The organism is Limimaricola pyoseonensis, assembly GCF_900102015.1.
Lineage (GTDB): Bacteria > Pseudomonadota > Alphaproteobacteria > Rhodobacterales > Rhodobacteraceae > Limimaricola > Limimaricola pyoseonensis.
Window position 1 is genome coordinate 1 of the sequence record NZ_FNAT01000009.1, and the last position, 14,643, is coordinate 14,643.

The following is a 14,643-nucleotide window of genomic DNA, read 5'->3' on the forward strand; positions in this document are numbered from 1 at the left end:
CGCCCGCGGGCTCGAAGCCGGTGGTGCGGATGGTGATGACCTTCACCGCGTCGCGCGAGCGCACGGTCTGGATCGCGTTGCCGGCATAGACCGGGCGGTCGAACGACCCGTCCTCGTGCACCGCCAGCACGTCGGGCACGATCATCACGTCCAAGAGCGCCGCGACGCGCGGCATGACGTTCTTGGCGTCGGTGGTCGCGGGCGCCGCGATCACCTCGAAGCCCTCGGCCATCTGCGCCACCAGCGCCGCGACCGGCTCGGCCAGGCGGTGGCTGTAGAGCGCGTCCTCGGCGCAAAGGACCTTCGAGACACCCTCGAGCGTGGCGGCGGCCTCGGCCGCGCCCTTGGCCTTGGCGCCGACGCAGAGCAGCGTCACCTCGCCGAGCTGCCTTGCGGCGCTGAGCGCGCGCGCGGTGGCGTCGCGGTTCAGCTCGCCATCGGTGACCTCGGCCAGAAGCAGGACAGCAGCCATCACACCACCCCCAGATCTTTGAGTTTCTCGACCAGCTCGTCGACCGAGCCGACCATCATGCCGCCCTGCCGCGCCGGCGGCTCGGCGGTCCTGACCACCTCGAGCCGCGGCGAGACGTCGACGCCGTAATCTCCGGCCGTCTTCTCGTCCAAGGGCTTCTTCTTGGCCTTCATGATGTTGGGCAGCGACGCATAGCGCGGCTCGTTCAGGCGCAGGTCCACGGAGACGATCGCCGGCAGCTTGACCGAAATGGTCTGCAGGCCCCCATCGACCTCGCGCGTCACCTGCGCGTGCTCGCCCTCGATCTTCACCTCGGAGGCGAAGGTGGCCTGCGACCAGCCCAGGAGCGCCGAGAGCATCTGCCCGGTGGCGTTCATGTCGTTGTCGATCGCCTGCTTGCCGCAGAGCACCATCTGCGGCTGCTCCGCCTCGACCACCTTGGCGAGGATCTTGGCGACGGCGAGCGGCTCGATGTCCTGCTCCGGCGCGTCGGCCGCGACCACCAGGATCGCCCGGTCGGCACCCATCGCCAGAGCCGTACGCAGCGTTTCCTGCGCCTGCTTGACGCCGATCGAGACCGCGATCACCTCGGTGGCCACGCCGGCCTCCTTCAGGCGGATCGCCTCCTCGACCGCGATCTCGTCGAACGGGTTCATCGACATCTTCACGTTCGCCAGATCGACGCCCGTGCCGTCGCCCTTGACGCGCACCTTCACGTTGTAGTCGATCACCCGCTTCACGGGGACTAGGATCTTCATGCTTCGCTCCTGTCTCAGAAGAACGCCTGCAGGCCGGTCTGGGCCCGCCCGAGGATCAGCGCATGCACGTCATGCGTGCCCTCGTAGGTGTTCACGGTTTCCAGGTTGATCATGTGCCGCATCACGTGGAACTCCTCGGAGATCCCGTTGCCGCCATGCATGTCGCGGGCCTGGCGCGCGATCTCGAGCGCCTTGCCGCAGTTGTTGCGCTTCATCAGCGAGACCAGCTCGGGCGAGGCGCGGCCCTCGTCCATCAGCCGGCCCAGACGCAGGCTGCCCTGCAGCCCGAGCGCGATCTCGGTCTGCATGTCGGCGAGCTTTTTCTGGAACAGCTGGGTCTGCGCCAGCGGGCGGTTGAACTGCTTGCGGTCGAGGCCGTATTGCCGCGCCGCGAACCAGCAGGCCTCGGCCGCGCCCATCGCGCCCCAGCTGATGCCGTAGCGCGCGCGGTTGAGGCAGCCGAACGGGCCCTTGAGCCCCTGCACGCCCGGAAGCAGCGCGTCCTCGCCGACCTCGACGCCGTCCATGACGATCTCGCCGGTGGTCGAGGCGCGCAAGGAGAGCTTGCCGCCGATCTTCGGGGCCGAAAGGCCCTTCATGCCCTTTTCCAGCACGAAGCCGCGGATCTTGCCGTCATGCGCTTCGGACTTGGCCCAGACGACGAAGACGTCGGCGAAGGGCGCGTTGGAGATCCACATCTTCGAGCCGGACAGCCGGTAGCCGCCGTCGATCTTCTTGGCGACGGTCTTCATGCCGGCGGGGTCGGAGCCCGCGTCGGGCTCGGTCAGGCCGAAGCAGCCGATCAGCTCGCCCGAGCACAGGCCCGGCAGGTATTTCTTGCGCTGCTCGTCCGAGCCGTAGGCGTCGATCGGGTAGATCACGAGGCTCGACTGCACCGACATCATCGAGCGGTAGCCGCTGTCGATGCGCTCGACCTCGCGGGCGATCAGGCCGTAGGTGACGTAGGACGCCCCCAGGCCGCCGAGCTCCTCCTCGACGGTGACGCCGAGCAGGCCGGCCTCGCCCATCTCGCGGAAGATCGACGGGTCGGCCGTCTCCTCGCGGTAGGCCTCGGTGACGCGCGGCGCGAGCTTGTCGTCGGCGAAGGCGCGGGCCGCGTCGCGCAGCATCCGCTCGTCCTCGTCGAGCTGGGTTTCGATCAGGAACGGGTCGGACCAGTCGAACTGGCCGAGTTCGGGGCCGTGGCCCTGCATGTCCTTGGGCATCTTACTTCTCCTCCGCGTCGAGCGCCGCCAGACGGTCCGCGAAGGCGTCGAGCAGCTTGTGTTTCAGGATCTTGCCGGTCGCCGCGGCGGGCAGCCGGTCCACGATCAGGATCTTCGATGGCCGCTTGTAACTCGAAAGTCGCCCGGTGACATGGGCCTTGAGTGTCGCGGCGTCGGGTGCGGGATCGGCGCATTGCACGAAGGCCAGCACCTCTTCGTTGCCGTGCCGCGCGCGGCCGATCACGGCCGCCTGCACCACCGCCGGGTGGTCGTTCAGCGCCGCCTCGACCTCGGGCGGGTAGACGTTGAAGCCCGAGCGGATGATCAGCTCCTTGCAGCGCCCGACCACGTGCAGCCGCCCCTCGGCGTCGATCTTACCCAGATCGCCGGTCTTCAGCCAGCCATCGGGGCCGAGCACCTTGGCCGTCTCGTCCGGGTTGCGGAAATAGCCCTTCATCACGTGCGGGCCGCGGGTGTGGATCTCGCCCACGCCCTCGGCGTCCTGCGCCTCGGGGTCGATGCGGATCTCGATGCCCGGCAGCGCCGGGCCGACCGAAACGTCGGGCGTGCCGATCGGGTTCTTCGTGCCGCAGACGCCGGCGGTGCTCTCGGTCATGCCGTAGCCGTTCTGAAGCGGCAGGCCGTAGAAGGCCTCGGCCTTGCGCTTCCAAGCCGGGTCGAGCGGGGCGGCGCCGGACGAGACGTAGCGCAGCTGCGCGCCCTCGAGCCTGTCGAGGCCGAGAGAGGCCACGTGCTTCATCAGGAGCGCATGCATCTGCGGCACCGCCGGCAGCACCGTCGCGCCGTCCTGCAGCGCGGCCAGGAGCTTGTCGGGCGCGAAACGGGTCTCGAGCCGGATCGCCGCGCCGCAGGTCGCGCCCGCCATCAGCATCGAGGCGAGGCCGAACACATGCGTGAGCGGCAGCGCGCCGTAGATCCGGTCGCCCGGCACCATGTCGCGCAGCACCGAGGAGGCGTTGCCGGCGAAGCGCAGATTGGCATGGGTAAGCATGACGCCCTTGGGATCGCCGGTGGTGCCGGTGGTGTAGAGGATCACCGCGACGTCGCGGGCCTCCGGATCGGCGGCGCCGCCGGGCCCTTGTGCGATGGCGATGCGGCCCGCCGGGCTTTCGACCGCCTCGGCGCCCGCGGCGTCGGCATGGGCCTGCGCCTCGGGCGAGACGTTGGTGGTGTAGGCCACCAGCCGCGGCTCGGCATGGTTGGTGATGCGCGCGATCTCGGCCGTGGTCATGCGGGCGTTGACCGGCACCGCGATGGCGCCAAGCCGGGCGGCGGCGAAGATCGACAGCGCCGTCGCGGCGCAGTTCTCGGCCACGATCAGCAGCCGGTCGCCCGTGGCAAGGCCGCGGTCGCGCAGCAGGTCGGCCATGGCGGCGACGGCGGCCTCGTAGCCGGCCCAGTCGAACACCCGGCCGTCGCTGTCGATCAGGCCCTGCGCCTGCGGTCTCTCGGCCGCGTGGCGGGCGATCAGCGCGTCGATCCGCGCGGTGGCGCCGCTCTCGGCGCGTGTCTCGGTGGCTGCGATCATGCCTGCACGGCCTCCTCTGCCTTGCGCGCCGGGGCCGGGCGCAACCGCGCCAGCGCCGTCCGCGCCTCCTCCTCCAGCCGGCCGACGATCCCGGCCAGCGGCTCCACCCGGTCGGTCAGCCCGAGCGACTGCCCGGCCGAGAGCATGCCGCGCGACACGTCGCCGGTCTCGTAGGCCTTGCGGCCGATCCTGCCCGCGACATGCGGCATCAGCTCCTCGATGCCGATCTCGGGGTTCTCGGCCTCCAGCCGCGCGACCGTCTCCGACGTCTCGTTCCTGAGCGTGCGGATCGTGTTGCGCACGCTGCCCATCGTCAACATCGTGTCGGTCTCCTTCGCCCCCGCCAGCGCGCGCTTGTAGTCGGGATGCGCGGTGATCTCCTCGGCCACGAGGAAACGCGTGCCGACCACCACGCCCGCCGCGCCGCCCGCCAGCGCCGCGACAAGCTGCGCGCCGTGCCCGACGCCGCCGCCCAGCAGGAAGGGGATCTTCAGCCGGCGCTCGGCCAGCGCGAGGTTCACGAAGCTGCCAACGAGGTCCATGCCCGGATGGCCGCCGCATTCGGCCCCGACGATCGAGACCATGTCGACCCCGACCGCCTGCGCCTTCTCGGCGTAGCGGACGCTCGGCACCTTGTGCAGCACGGTGATGCCCGCCGCCTTCAGCATCGGCAGCCAAGGCTCGGGGTTGCGGCCCGAGGTCTCGACGAAGCGCACGCCCTCCTCGGCGATCAGCTCGAAGATCTCGCCGGTGCGCTCGCCCGGCACCAGCTTGGGCAGCATCGAGACGTTGACGCCGAAGGCCCCGCCCTCGGCCATTTCGCGCGTGCGGCGGATCTCGGCGCGCAGCGCGTCGGGGTCGGGAAAGCTCGCGGCGGTGATGAAGCCGATGATGCCGGCGCGGGCGCAGGCCGAGACATAGGCCGCGTCGGAGAGCCACATCAGCCCGCCGGCCACGACCGGAAGCTTGGTGCCGTAGGCGCGGGTGACGGCGGTGTCGAAGGCCGGGTCGGTCATGTCGTCTCCCTGAGTTTCGCGAAATCCGGTGCGCGCTTCTCGAGGAAGGCGCGGATGCCCTCGGCGGCCTCGGGCGTGCCCTGCGCATGCGCCATGGCGTCGCGCTCGGCGTCGAGCTGCGCGTGCAGGTCGCCGCCGGCGGCGCCGGTCATCAGCGCCTTGATCGCGCCCTGCGTGGCCGAGGGGCCGCTGGCGAGGCGGTTGGCCAGTTCGAGCGCGGCGTCGAAGGCCGTGCCGGGCTCGGCCAGTTCCGACAGCGCGCCGAGCGCGTGCAGACGCTCGGCCCCCACCGGTTCGCCCAAGAGCACCATGCGGTTGGCAAGCGCGCGCGGCAGGCCGGCGGCCAGCGCGTGGGTCAGGCCGGCGTCGGGCACGAGGCCCGCCTTGACATAAGCGGCGGTGAAGCGCGCGTCGCGCGCCGCCACGCTCAGGTCGCAGGCCAGCGCCAGCGACAGCCCGGCCCCGGCGGCGCCGCCCTCGATCGCGGCAATCACCGGCTTGGGGCAGTCATGCACCGCGCGGATCAGGTCGTGCAGCTTCTCGATGTTGCCGCGCCGCTCGGCCTCGGTCTGCGCCGCGCGGGTGGCCAGCACGTTGAGATCGCCGCCGGCGCTGAAGAAGCCGCCCTCGCTGACGAGGATCACCGCGACGATGCGCGGCTCGGCCGCGGCGATGGCCAGCGCCTCGTGCAGCACCGGGTAGTAATCGGCGGTCAGCGCACCGCGCCGACCCGCGTTCAGGTTCCAGACGATCAGCCTGTCGCCCCAGTCCTCGATCCGTGCGGCGGTCATGTCTTTCCTCCCTGCCGGTGCGCCGGGACGGGCTTGAACACGCCCGTGGCCGTGGCCACGAGCCGCCCGTCCTCGTCGGCGCGCAGTTCCCCCTCGACGAAGCACAGCGACCGGCCACCGCCGGTGATGCGCCCCGTCGCCGTCAGCGCCTCGCCCGCGCGTGCGGGCGAGAGATACTGCGTGTTGAGCGAGATGGTCAGGAAGGGCGAGCGCCCCTCCGGATCGCGGCTCAGGCTGCCGGTCGCGCCCATGGCGTTGTCGAGGATCGTGGCGACGATCCCGCCATGCAGCATGCCGTGACGGTTGGTGTGATCCGCCGTCACGGTCAGGTGGCAGCGCGCGCGCCCGTCGCTCTGGCCCACGTCCAGCACGTAGCCGATCAGCCGCTGCGCGCCGGTCTCGCCCCTGATGATCCCCTCCCCGCTCATCAGGTCGCCTCAGGCCGCCTTCAGCCGCACGAAGCGGCCGAGATGGTAGGTCGCGTCGCCGAAGCGCTGGTCGAGCATCGACAGCCGGCGGGCGAAGCGGCCGAGGTCGTACTCCTCGGTGACGCCGATGCCGCCATGCATCTGGATCGATTCCTCGGCCACCAGCCGGGCGGCCTTGCCGACCAGGTGCTTGGTCGCCGAGACGTGGATCTCGCGCGTGGCGCGGTCGGCCTCGAGATGGCCGCAGAGGTTGATCACCGCCGAGCGGGCCTGCTCGATCTCGATCAGCATCTCGGCGGCGCGGTGCTGCAGCGCCTGGAACTTGCCGATCGGCTGGCCGAACTGCTTACGGGTCTTGAGATAGTCGCCGGTCAGCGCCCGCGCCGTCTCCATCGCGCCGAGCGCGTCGGCGCAGAGCGCGGCGGTGCCGCGGGCCTGCGCGGTCTCGATCGCGTCGAGGGCGCGGCCCTCCTCGCCCAGCAGCGCGTCGGCGGGCAGCTCGACGTTCTCCAGCACCAGCTCGGCGGCGCGGCCGCCCTGGCTGAGCGGGTAGTCGCGGATCTCGACGCCGGCCGTGCCCTTGGGCAGCAGGAACAGGCTGATGCCGTCGCGGTCGCCGACCTCGCCGGCCGTGCGGGCCGAGACGACGATCCGGTCGGCCTGCGCGCCGTTGACGACGACCGACTTGCGGCCCGACAGCGTCCAGGCCTCGCCGGCCTTCACGGCGCGGGTCTCGACCCGCTCGAGGTCGAAACGGCTGGCCGGCTCGCCATGCGCGAGCGCCAGCTGCAATCCGCCCTCGGCCGCCTGCTCGACCAGCGCCTGCTGCGCCGCGTCGCCCAGCTCGGCGATCAGCCCGCCGGCCAGCAGGATCTCGAGCAGCGGCTCGGTCGCGCCGGCGCGGCCCAGCTCCTCGAACACGGTCATCAGGTCGAAGCCCATGCCGCCGAAGCCGCCCTGCTCTTCGGTGAACAGCGCGCCCGCGACGCCCATCTCGGCCAGCCCGGCCCAGATCTCGGGCGACGAGCCGGTCTCTTCCGCGGCCTTCAGCGCCTGCGGGGTCACCGCGTCCGCGAGAAAGCGGCGCAGCCCGTCCTGCAGCATCTGCCGCTCTTCGGTCAGTTGGAAGTTCATGTCCCGCCCCCTCAGAGTTCCAGGATCGCCTTGGCGATGATCGTCTTCTGCACCTCGTTCGATCCGCCATAGATCGAGAGCTTGCGGTTGTTCAGGTAATGCGGCGTGGCCGACATCGCGTAGTCCGGGCCCACCGGGCCGACATTGCTGCCCGCCTCCAGCGCCTCGGAGACGAAGGGCATGGCGTAGGGCCCGACCGCCTGCTTGGTCAGCGCGTTGATCTCCTGCCGCAGCACGGTGCCCTTGATCTTCAGCATCGAGCTTTCCGCGCCCGGCGCCTGGCCGGCGGCGGCGGCCGAGACCACCCGCAGGTTGGTCGTGGCCATCGCCATCAGCGCGATCTCCACCTCGGCGATCTGCGCCGCGAAGAGCGGGTCCTCGATCAGCGGGCGGCCGTTCGACTGCTCGAGCGAGGCGATGCGCTTGAGGTTGGCGAGGCCGGCATTGGCGAAGCCCACGCCCGCGATGTTGGTGCGCTCATGCGTCAGCAGGTACTTGGCGTAGGTCCAGCCCTTGTTCTCCTCGCCGACGAGGTTCTCGGCCGGCACCCGCACGTTGTCGAAGAAAACCTCGTTTACCTCGGCCTCGCCGTCGATCAGCACGATCGGCCGCACCGTCACGCCGGGGTCGTTCATGTCGACCAGCAGGAAGGAGATGCCCTCCTGCGGCTTGCCCTCCTTCGAGGTGCGCACGAGGCAGAAGATCATGTTGGCGTGCTGGCCCAGCGTGGTCCAGGTCTTCTGGCCGTTGACCACGTAGTGGTCGCCGTCGCGCACCGCCGTCGTCTTGACCGAGGCGAGGTCGGAGCCCGCGCCGGGCTCGGAATAGCCCTGGCACCACCAGTCGTCGCCGTTGAGGATGCGCGGCAGCCAGTACTCCTGCTGCTCCTTCGAGCCGAACTTCTGCAGCACCGGGCCGAGCATGGCGAGCCCGAAGGGCACGATGCGCGGGGCGTGGGCGGCGGTGGTCTCCTCCTCGAAGATGTGCCGCTCGACCGCGTTCCAGCCGGCGCCGCCATGCTCCTTCGGCCAGTTGCCGGCGAGCCAGCCGCGTTCGTTGAGGATGGCGTGCCATTCCTCGTAGTCGTCCTTGGTCAGCCGCTGGCCGAGACGGACCTTGTCCGACAGGCGCTTGGGCAGTTTCTGCTCCAGAAAGCTCCGCACCTCGGCGCGGAAGGCCTTCTGCTCATCCGTGAAGTTCAGGTCCATTGCGGTCCCCTTCTCAGTAGATCTCGAACAGGCCGGCCGCGCCCTGGCCGCCGCCGATGCACATGGTGACGACGCCCAGCTTGGCGCCGCGACGGCGGCCCTCGATCAGGAGGTGGCCGGTCATCCGCGCGCCGGTCATGCCGAAGGGATGGCCGATCGAGATCGAGCCGCCAGAGACGTTCAGCTTGTCGTTGTCGATGCCGAGCGTGTCGCGGCAGTAGAGCGCCTGGGAGGCGAAGGCCTCGTTCAGCTCCCACAGGTCGATGTCGTCGACGGTGAGGCCCTGACGCTCCAGCAGGCGCGGCACCGCGAAGACCGGGCCGATGCCCATCTCGTCGGGCTCGCAGCCCGCGACGGCAAAGCCGCGGAAGGCGCCGAGGATGTCGAGGCCGAGGCGCTCGGCCTCCTTGCGGTCCATCATCACCAGAGCGGCAGCGCCGTCCGAGAGCTGGCTGGCATTGCCGGCGGTGATGAAGTTGCCCTCGCCGCGCACCGGCTGCAGCTTCTGCAGACCCTCCAAGTTAGTCGAGGGGCGGTTGCACTCGTCCATCGAGATCGTCTCGGTGACGTGGGAGACCTCGCCGGTCTCCTTGTCCTTGACGGCCTTGGTCACTTCCATCGGCGCGATCTCGGCGTCGTAGCGCCCGGCCTTCTGGGCCTCGGCGGTCCGCTGCTGGCTCGACAGCGCCAGCTCGTCCTGCGCCTCGCGCGAGATGCCGTAGCGCTTGGCCACGGTGTCGGCGGTCTCGATCATCGCGTGGTAGAGCGCGGGCTTGTGCTCCTCGATCCATTCGTTGCGCGAATGGCGCGGGGTCGGCTGCACCATCGAGATGCTCTCGACGCCACCCACCAGCACGGCCTTCGCGCCTTCCTGCGCGATCATGTGGCCGCCCATGGCGACCGCCTGCAGGCCCGACGCGCAGAAGCGGTTGACGGTGGCGCCCGCGACCGAGACCGGCAGCCCGGCACGGATCACCGCCTGGCGGGCGATGTTGCCGCCGGTGACGTATTCCGGGTAGCCGCAGCCGAAGATCGCGTCCTCGATCAGCGCCGGGTCGATGCCGGCACGCTCGACCGCGTGGCGGGCGACGTGGCCCGCCATGTCGGCCCCGTGGGTGATGTTGAACGCGCCGCGCGCGGCCTTGCCGATCGGCGTGCGGGCGGTGGATACGATGACGGCGTCGGTCATGTCGTCTCTCCCTTTCAGCCGTTCAGGCTGGCGAATGTGGAATTCTCGTTGGCGAGGCGGTCGAGCAGCGGCGCGACCTTCCAGAAATGGTCGTCCTCTTCGGCGTAGCGCCTGATCCGGTCACGGATGGTCGCGAGCCCCTCGCTGTCGGCGTGATGCATCGGGCCGCCGCGATGGCGCGGGAAGCCGTAGCCGTAGAGCAGCGTGACATCGACATCGAGCGGACGCTGCGCGATGCCCTCCTCGACCACGCGGGCGCTCTCGTTGACCATGGCGGCCATGTAGCGCTCGACGATCTCGGCATCGGTGAAGTCGCGCGGGGTCACGCCCTGCTTCTCGCGCTCACGCGCGATGATCTCCTCGACCTCGGGGTCGGGGCGGCCGCGCGGGCTTTCCTCGTCGTAGATGTAGTAGCCGCGGCCGGTCTTCTGGCCGAGACGACCCATCTCGTAGAGCGTGTCGGCCCAGCCGGGGTAGCGATCTTTCTCGTGGCGCTGGTCGGCCTTCCGCTGGCGCGTCATGTAGCCGATGTCGAGGCCCGCGAGATCGCCCACCTGGTAGGGGCCCATCGGGAAGCCGAACTCGCGCAGCGCCCGGTCGATCTGGTAGGGGCTCGCGCCGTCGAGGATCATCGCGTCGGCCGCGGCGCGGTAATGCGCGAGGATGCGATTACCGATGAAGCCGTCGCAGACGCCGGCGCGGACCGAGACCTTGCCCAGCTTCTTGCCGAGCGCGAAGGCCGTGGCAGTCACCTCGGGCGCGGTCTCCTTTGCGACGACCACCTCCAGAAGCTTCATGACGTGGGCGGGCGAGAAGAAGTGCAGCCCGATCACGTCCGCTGGGCGCGAGGTCGCCTGGGCGATCTCGTCGATGTCGAGATAGGAGGTGTTGGTGGCGAGCACCGCGCCGGGCTTGGCGACCCGGTCAAGCTCGCGGAACACCTCCTTCTTGACGTCCATGCTCTCGAACACGGCCTCGATGATCACGTCGGCCCCGCTCAGCGCGTCGTAGCCGGTGACGCAGGACAGCGCGTCCGACAGGATCGCGTCGCGCTTGTCTTCCGAAAGCTTGCCGCGCTTCACCGCAGCCGCGAGGTTCTTTTCGATGGTGGCGCGGGCGCGGGCGGCCGCGTCGTCGTCGCGCTCGGCCAGCGTCACCGAAAGGCCGCGCAGCAGCGAGGCGGTGGCGATGCCCGCCCCCATGGTGCCGCCGCCGATCACGCCGATCTGCGAAAAGCCGCGCGGGGCGACGCCCTCGATCTCGGGCAGCTTGGCGACCTTGCGCTCGATGAAGAAGGCGTGGATCAGGCCGGCGCGCTGCGGCGTCTCCATCATCTTCATGAACTGCCGGCGTTCCTCGGCGAGGCCCTCGTCGAAGGAAAGCTTCGTCGTCGCCTCGACCGCATCGAGCGCCGCGAGCGGGGCGACCTCGCCGCGCAGCTTCTTCTGCAGCGCGCTGCGGCCGGCCTCGAACAGCGCGGCGTCATGCGCGGGCGCGTCCATGGCCCGCACCGGGCGCGGGCCCGCGCCCTGCGCCAAGAGCTCCTCGGCGTAGGCGAGCCCGGCCTCGAGCGCCTCGCCCTGCCCCAGCTTGTCGGCGAGGCCCATCTCGACCGCACGCGCGGCCGAGACCGGCGTGCCGGTGGTAACCATGTCGAGCGTCGCCTCGACGCCGGCGAGGCGCGGCGCGCGCTGCGTGCCGCCGGCGCCGGGGATGACGCCGAGCTTGGTCTCGGGCAGGCCGAGCGAGGCGCCGGGCACCACGACGCGGTAATGCGCGCCGAGCGCGACCTCGAGCCCGCCCCCCAGCGCCGCGCCGTGGATCGCGGCGACGACCGGCTTGGTGCAGGCCTCGATGCGGTTCACCACGTCGGGCAGCGACGGCTCCTGCGGCGGCTTGCCGAATTCGGAGATGTCGGCGCCGCCGATGAAGAGCCGGCCCGCGCCGTGGATCACGGCGATCTCGGCGGCGTCGGACTCGAAGCGCTCGATCGCCTCGACCAGCCCGGCCCGCACGTCGCGGCCGAGCGCGTTCACCGGCGCGTGGTCCACGGTGATCACCGCGATCCGGCCGCGGCTTTCGAAATGCACTGTTCCAGCCATGTGATCCTCCTCTTGGCGGGCAACCTAACGGCTCGGCCGCCTCAGTTTCAACATGTAAATTTCAATTCCGACATGCGGAATTATGACGTCAGATGTCGTGGCGGGTCAGGAACGGCCCCTGCCCCATGATCCGCTCCAGCTCGCGCACGCTCTCGTGCAGCTTCGGGCCGACCTCCTCGCGCATCCGCTCCATGCTCAGATCCTTGGGCATCGCCCCGCAGGTGAAGATCACCGGCTCGCTCAGGTCGCGCGACTGGAACGGCACCGACACCGCGTGGATGTTGGCCGCGAAATAGGCGTCGGGGTCGGCGATCACGAAGCCCTCGGTGACGAGCTGCGTGTAGGCCGCGCGCCGGGCGGCCCGGGCGATCTCCTCGGTCAGGCCGCGATGGCCCTGCGCCTCGGCCACCGCCTGCGCGAAGCCCTCCTCGGAGAGCGAGGCCAGCATGGCATGGCCCGAGCTCGACCCCTTGAAGGGCAGCCTGTGGCCGACCTCGAGCCAGATCGAGGACACGCCCTGCGGCCGCCAGGTCTTGGTGATCAGCACCCGGCCGCGGTCGCGCACCGACAGGAGCGCCAGCGTGCCGGTGGCGTCGGCCAGCCGCTGCATGATCGGCCCCGACAGCTCCACGAAGGAGATCGAGGCGCTGGCCACGTTGCCCAGGGCCAGCAGCGCCGGGCCGGGGCGGTAGCGGTCGTGGCGGCGCGCATGGGTCAGGTAGCCCAGCGACTGCAGCGTGAAGGTCAGCCGCGAGACCGTGCTCTTGGGCAGGCCCGTGCGCTCCGAGATCTCCGCGTTGCCCAACCCGTCATCGGAGGGGCGGAAGGCGCGCAGCACCGACAGGCCCCGGGCGAGCGTGGTGGCGAAGCGGCGGTCCTGGCTTTCGTCCTCGATCTTCATCCCCGCCTCACATCGATGTCGGGATGAGCAGCGACAGCGCCGGCACCGCCATGATCAGGATCAACACCAGCACGTCCACGGAGAGGAACCGCGCGATGCCCGAGAAGATCCGGTCGATCGGCACGTCGCGCCCGACCACGCCGGCGATGACGAAGACGTTGAGGCCGACGGGCGGGGTGATCAGGCCGATTTCCAGAAGCTTGATGACCACGACGCCGAACCAGATCAGGTCCCAGCCATAGGTCTCGATCAGCGGGATCATCAGCGGCAGGGTCAGCACCATGATGCCGATCGGGTCGAGGAACATGCCGAGCGCCAGGTAGATCAGCGCGATCGCGGCGAGCAGCAGCACCGGCGACAGCTCGGCCGCGGTGACGGCCTCGACGATGTCGGGCGCGACGCCTGTGAGCGCGATGAAGGCCACGAAGATCTTGGCGCCCGCCGCGATCAGGAAGATCGAGGTGGTCTGGATGCAGGTCTCGCGCAGGCTTTCCCAGATGTCGCGCAGGCTGAGCTTGCGCTGCACGAAGCCGATCAGCACCGCGGCCGAGACGCAGACCGCCGCCGCCTCGGTGGCGGTGAAGATGCCGCCATAGATGCCGCCGACGATGATCACGAACAGAAGCACCGCGGGCCAAGCCTCGAGCGCGGCGCGGCCGCGCTCGCCCATGGTGATGGTGCCGGTGAAGGCCGGCGCCGCGGCCGGGTCGCGCTTCACCCAGATGTAGATGACGAGCAGGAAGCCCAGGAGCGAGACGAGGCCCGGCAGGATGCCCGCGAGGAACAGCGCGCTGATCGAGGTCTCGGTGAAGATGCCGTAGATGATGAACAGCACCGAGGGCGGGATCAGCGAGCCCAGCGTGCCGCCGGCCGCGACGCTCGCGGTGGCGAGGCGCTTGTCGTAGCCCACCGACAGCATCTCGGGCGTGCAGATCCGGCCCATGGTCGAGGCGCAGGCGATCGACGATCCGGTGATCGCCGAGAAGCCGCCGCAACCCACGACCGAGGCCATGGCGACGCCGCCGGGCACGCCGGCCAGCCAGACGCGGGCGGCGTGGTAGATCTTGGTGGTGATCTCGGCCCGGTAGGCGATGTGTCCGAGCGCCACGAAGAGCGGGATCATCGACAGGTCGTAGCTGTGAATCAGGTCGAAGGAGTTCGAGAAGACCAGCGACGAGGTCGGCCGGATCGCGCGCTCGGGCGCGAAGGCGCCGGTGCGGAAGGCGAAGATGACGAAGGTGCCGATGGTCGCGATCGAGGCCAGCGCGAAGGCGATCGGCACGCGCAGCGCCAGCAGACCGAGGACCGCGCCGAAGGCGACGAGACCGATGAGGGTGCCGTCCATGGATCAGACCTCTTCGTGGGGGTTGTGCTTGGCCGGGACGAGCACGTGGCCGCCCGAACGGATGGTGGAGATGTCGCCGGTCATCTGAACCGCGAGACGGATCCAGCAGAAGGTGACGCCGAACAGGAACAGCACCCGGCCCGGCCATTTCGGCAGCGAGAGCTGGCCGAAGAAGAAGCTGCCGCTTTCGAGCGTGTGCACAGCCTCGCGCCAGCCGGCCCAGATCAGCGGCGCCAGCGCCAGGAGGCCCACGGCCGAGCCGAGCACGACGAGCCAGTCCTGCGTGCGCCGCGGCAGCCGTTCGGAGATCACCTCGACGACGATGTTGGCGCGCGCCGCGGCGGTCGAGGCCAGCGGCAGCACGATGGCCGCGACCATCAGCTCGCGCACCATGACGATGGTGTCGGGAATGCCCGAATTCAGCGTCGCGCGCAGCACCACGCTCACGGTGATCAGGAGCCCCAGCGCGATCACGGCGATCACGGCGAGGTCCAGCAGCAGTTTCTCGATACGGCTCAGCATCT

At 70.2% G+C, this 14,643-nt stretch carries 13 protein-coding genes and 1 pseudogene; all 14 read right to left on the reverse strand.

Annotated features, from left to right (window positions below):
* A pseudogene (locus tag BLT43_RS15730) lies at nt 1-472 on the reverse strand (electron transfer flavoprotein subunit alpha/FixB family protein); the annotation flags it as partial.
* Nucleotides 472-1,230 carry an electron transfer flavoprotein subunit beta/FixA family protein gene (locus tag BLT43_RS15735; protein WP_090114394.1) on the reverse strand — a complete coding sequence of 253 codons (759 nt, stop codon included), beginning with the start codon at nt 1,228-1,230 and terminating at the stop codon, nt 472-474. The gene BLT43_RS15735 and the pseudogene BLT43_RS15730, both read right to left, overlap by 1 nt.
* Nucleotides 1,231-1,244: 14 nt before the next feature.
* Entirely contained in the window at nt 1,245-2,456 is a 1,212-nt protein-coding gene (locus tag BLT43_RS15740) for an acyl-CoA dehydrogenase (RefSeq protein WP_090114396.1), read from the reverse strand.
* A 1-nt stretch (nt 2,457) separates the two neighbouring features.
* A complete protein-coding gene (locus tag BLT43_RS15745; protein ID WP_090114397.1) occupies nt 2,458-4,005 on the reverse strand; it encodes a class I adenylate-forming enzyme family protein in 1,548 nt (515 codons plus the stop codon).
* Nucleotides 4,002-5,021, reverse strand: coding sequence for an NAD(P)H-dependent flavin oxidoreductase (locus BLT43_RS15750; RefSeq protein WP_090114399.1), 1,020 nt, complete (start codon nt 5,019-5,021; stop codon nt 4,002-4,004). The genes BLT43_RS15745 and BLT43_RS15750 overlap by 4 nt, the downstream gene beginning before the upstream one ends.
* Nucleotides 5,018-5,812 carry an oxepin-CoA hydrolase, alternative type gene (locus BLT43_RS15755; RefSeq protein ID WP_090114401.1) on the reverse strand — a complete coding sequence of 265 codons (795 nt, stop codon included), beginning with the start codon at nt 5,810-5,812 and terminating at the stop codon, nt 5,018-5,020. Before BLT43_RS15755 ends, BLT43_RS15750 begins: the two co-directional genes overlap by 4 nt.
* The gene (locus tag BLT43_RS15760; protein ID WP_090114403.1) at nt 5,809-6,240 is read right to left on the reverse strand and encodes a PaaI family thioesterase; all 432 of its coding nucleotides are present in this window, start codon (nt 6,238-6,240) and stop codon (nt 5,809-5,811) included. Before BLT43_RS15760 ends, BLT43_RS15755 begins: the two co-directional genes overlap by 4 nt.
* 9 nt (nt 6,241-6,249) lie before the next feature.
* Entirely contained in the window at nt 6,250-7,374 is a 1,125-nt protein-coding gene (locus BLT43_RS15765; protein ID WP_090114405.1) for an acyl-CoA dehydrogenase family protein, read from the reverse strand.
* An 11-nt stretch (nt 7,375-7,385) separates the two neighbouring features.
* Entirely contained in the window at nt 7,386-8,582 is a 1,197-nt protein-coding gene (locus BLT43_RS15770; protein WP_090114407.1) for an acyl-CoA dehydrogenase family protein, read from the reverse strand.
* Between the two features lie 13 nt (nt 8,583-8,595).
* Entirely contained in the window at nt 8,596-9,771 is a 1,176-nt protein-coding gene (locus BLT43_RS15775) for an acetyl-CoA C-acyltransferase (RefSeq protein WP_090114409.1), read from the reverse strand.
* Between the two features lie 14 nt (nt 9,772-9,785).
* Complete coding sequence (locus tag BLT43_RS15780) at nt 9,786-11,873, reverse strand: 3-hydroxyacyl-CoA dehydrogenase NAD-binding domain-containing protein (RefSeq protein ID WP_090114410.1); 2,088 nt, start codon at nt 11,871-11,873, stop codon at nt 9,786-9,788.
* Nucleotides 11,874-11,961: 88 nt separating this feature from the next.
* Nucleotides 11,962-12,774: an IclR family transcriptional regulator gene (locus BLT43_RS15785; protein ID WP_090114412.1), complete on the reverse strand. Its 813-nt coding sequence runs from the start codon at nt 12,772-12,774 to the stop codon at nt 11,962-11,964.
* Between the two features lie 7 nt (nt 12,775-12,781).
* A complete protein-coding gene (locus BLT43_RS15790) occupies nt 12,782-14,119 on the reverse strand; it encodes a TRAP transporter large permease (protein WP_090114414.1) in 1,338 nt (445 codons plus the stop codon).
* 3 nt (nt 14,120-14,122) lie between these two features.
* A complete protein-coding gene (locus tag BLT43_RS15795; protein WP_090114416.1) occupies nt 14,123-14,641 on the reverse strand; it encodes a TRAP transporter small permease in 519 nt (172 codons plus the stop codon).
* Nucleotides 14,642-14,643: the final 2 nt, after the last annotated feature.

Bases quoted from the DNA above. Each gene is read 5' to 3' on its own strand.
- BLT43_RS15795 (WP_090114416.1), bottom strand. From the start codon at position 14,641: ATGCTGAGCCGTATCGAGAAACTGCTGCTGGACCTCGCCGTGATCGCC.
- BLT43_RS15755 (WP_090114401.1), bottom strand. From the start codon at position 5,812: ATGACCGCCGCACGGATCGAGGACTGGGGCGACAGGCTGATCGTCTGG.
- BLT43_RS15780 (WP_090114410.1), bottom strand. From the start codon at position 11,873: ATGGCTGGAACAGTGCATTTCGAAAGCCGCGGCCGGATCGCGGTGATC.
- BLT43_RS15770 (WP_090114407.1), bottom strand. From the start codon at position 8,582: ATGGACCTGAACTTCACGGATGAGCAGAAGGCCTTCCGCGCCGAGGTG.
- BLT43_RS15785 (WP_090114412.1), bottom strand. From the start codon at position 12,774: ATGAAGATCGAGGACGAAAGCCAGGACCGCCGCTTCGCCACCACGCTC.
- BLT43_RS15740 (WP_090114396.1), bottom strand. From the start codon at position 2,456: ATGCCCAAGGACATGCAGGGCCACGGCCCCGAACTCGGCCAGTTCGAC.
- BLT43_RS15735 (WP_090114394.1), bottom strand. From the start codon at position 1,230: ATGAAGATCCTAGTCCCCGTGAAGCGGGTGATCGACTACAACGTGAAG.
- BLT43_RS15750 (WP_090114399.1), bottom strand. From the start codon at position 5,021: ATGACCGACCCGGCCTTCGACACCGCCGTCACCCGCGCCTACGGCACC.
- BLT43_RS15745 (WP_090114397.1), bottom strand. From the start codon at position 4,005: ATGATCGCAGCCACCGAGACACGCGCCGAGAGCGGCGCCACCGCGCGG.
- BLT43_RS15790 (WP_090114414.1), bottom strand. From the start codon at position 14,119: ATGGACGGCACCCTCATCGGTCTCGTCGCCTTCGGCGCGGTCCTCGGT.
- BLT43_RS15775 (WP_090114409.1), bottom strand. From the start codon at position 9,771: ATGACCGACGCCGTCATCGTATCCACCGCCCGCACGCCGATCGGCAAG.
- BLT43_RS15760 (WP_090114403.1), bottom strand. From the start codon at position 6,240: ATGAGCGGGGAGGGGATCATCAGGGGCGAGACCGGCGCGCAGCGGCTG.
- BLT43_RS15765 (WP_090114405.1), bottom strand. From the start codon at position 7,374: ATGAACTTCCAACTGACCGAAGAGCGGCAGATGCTGCAGGACGGGCTG.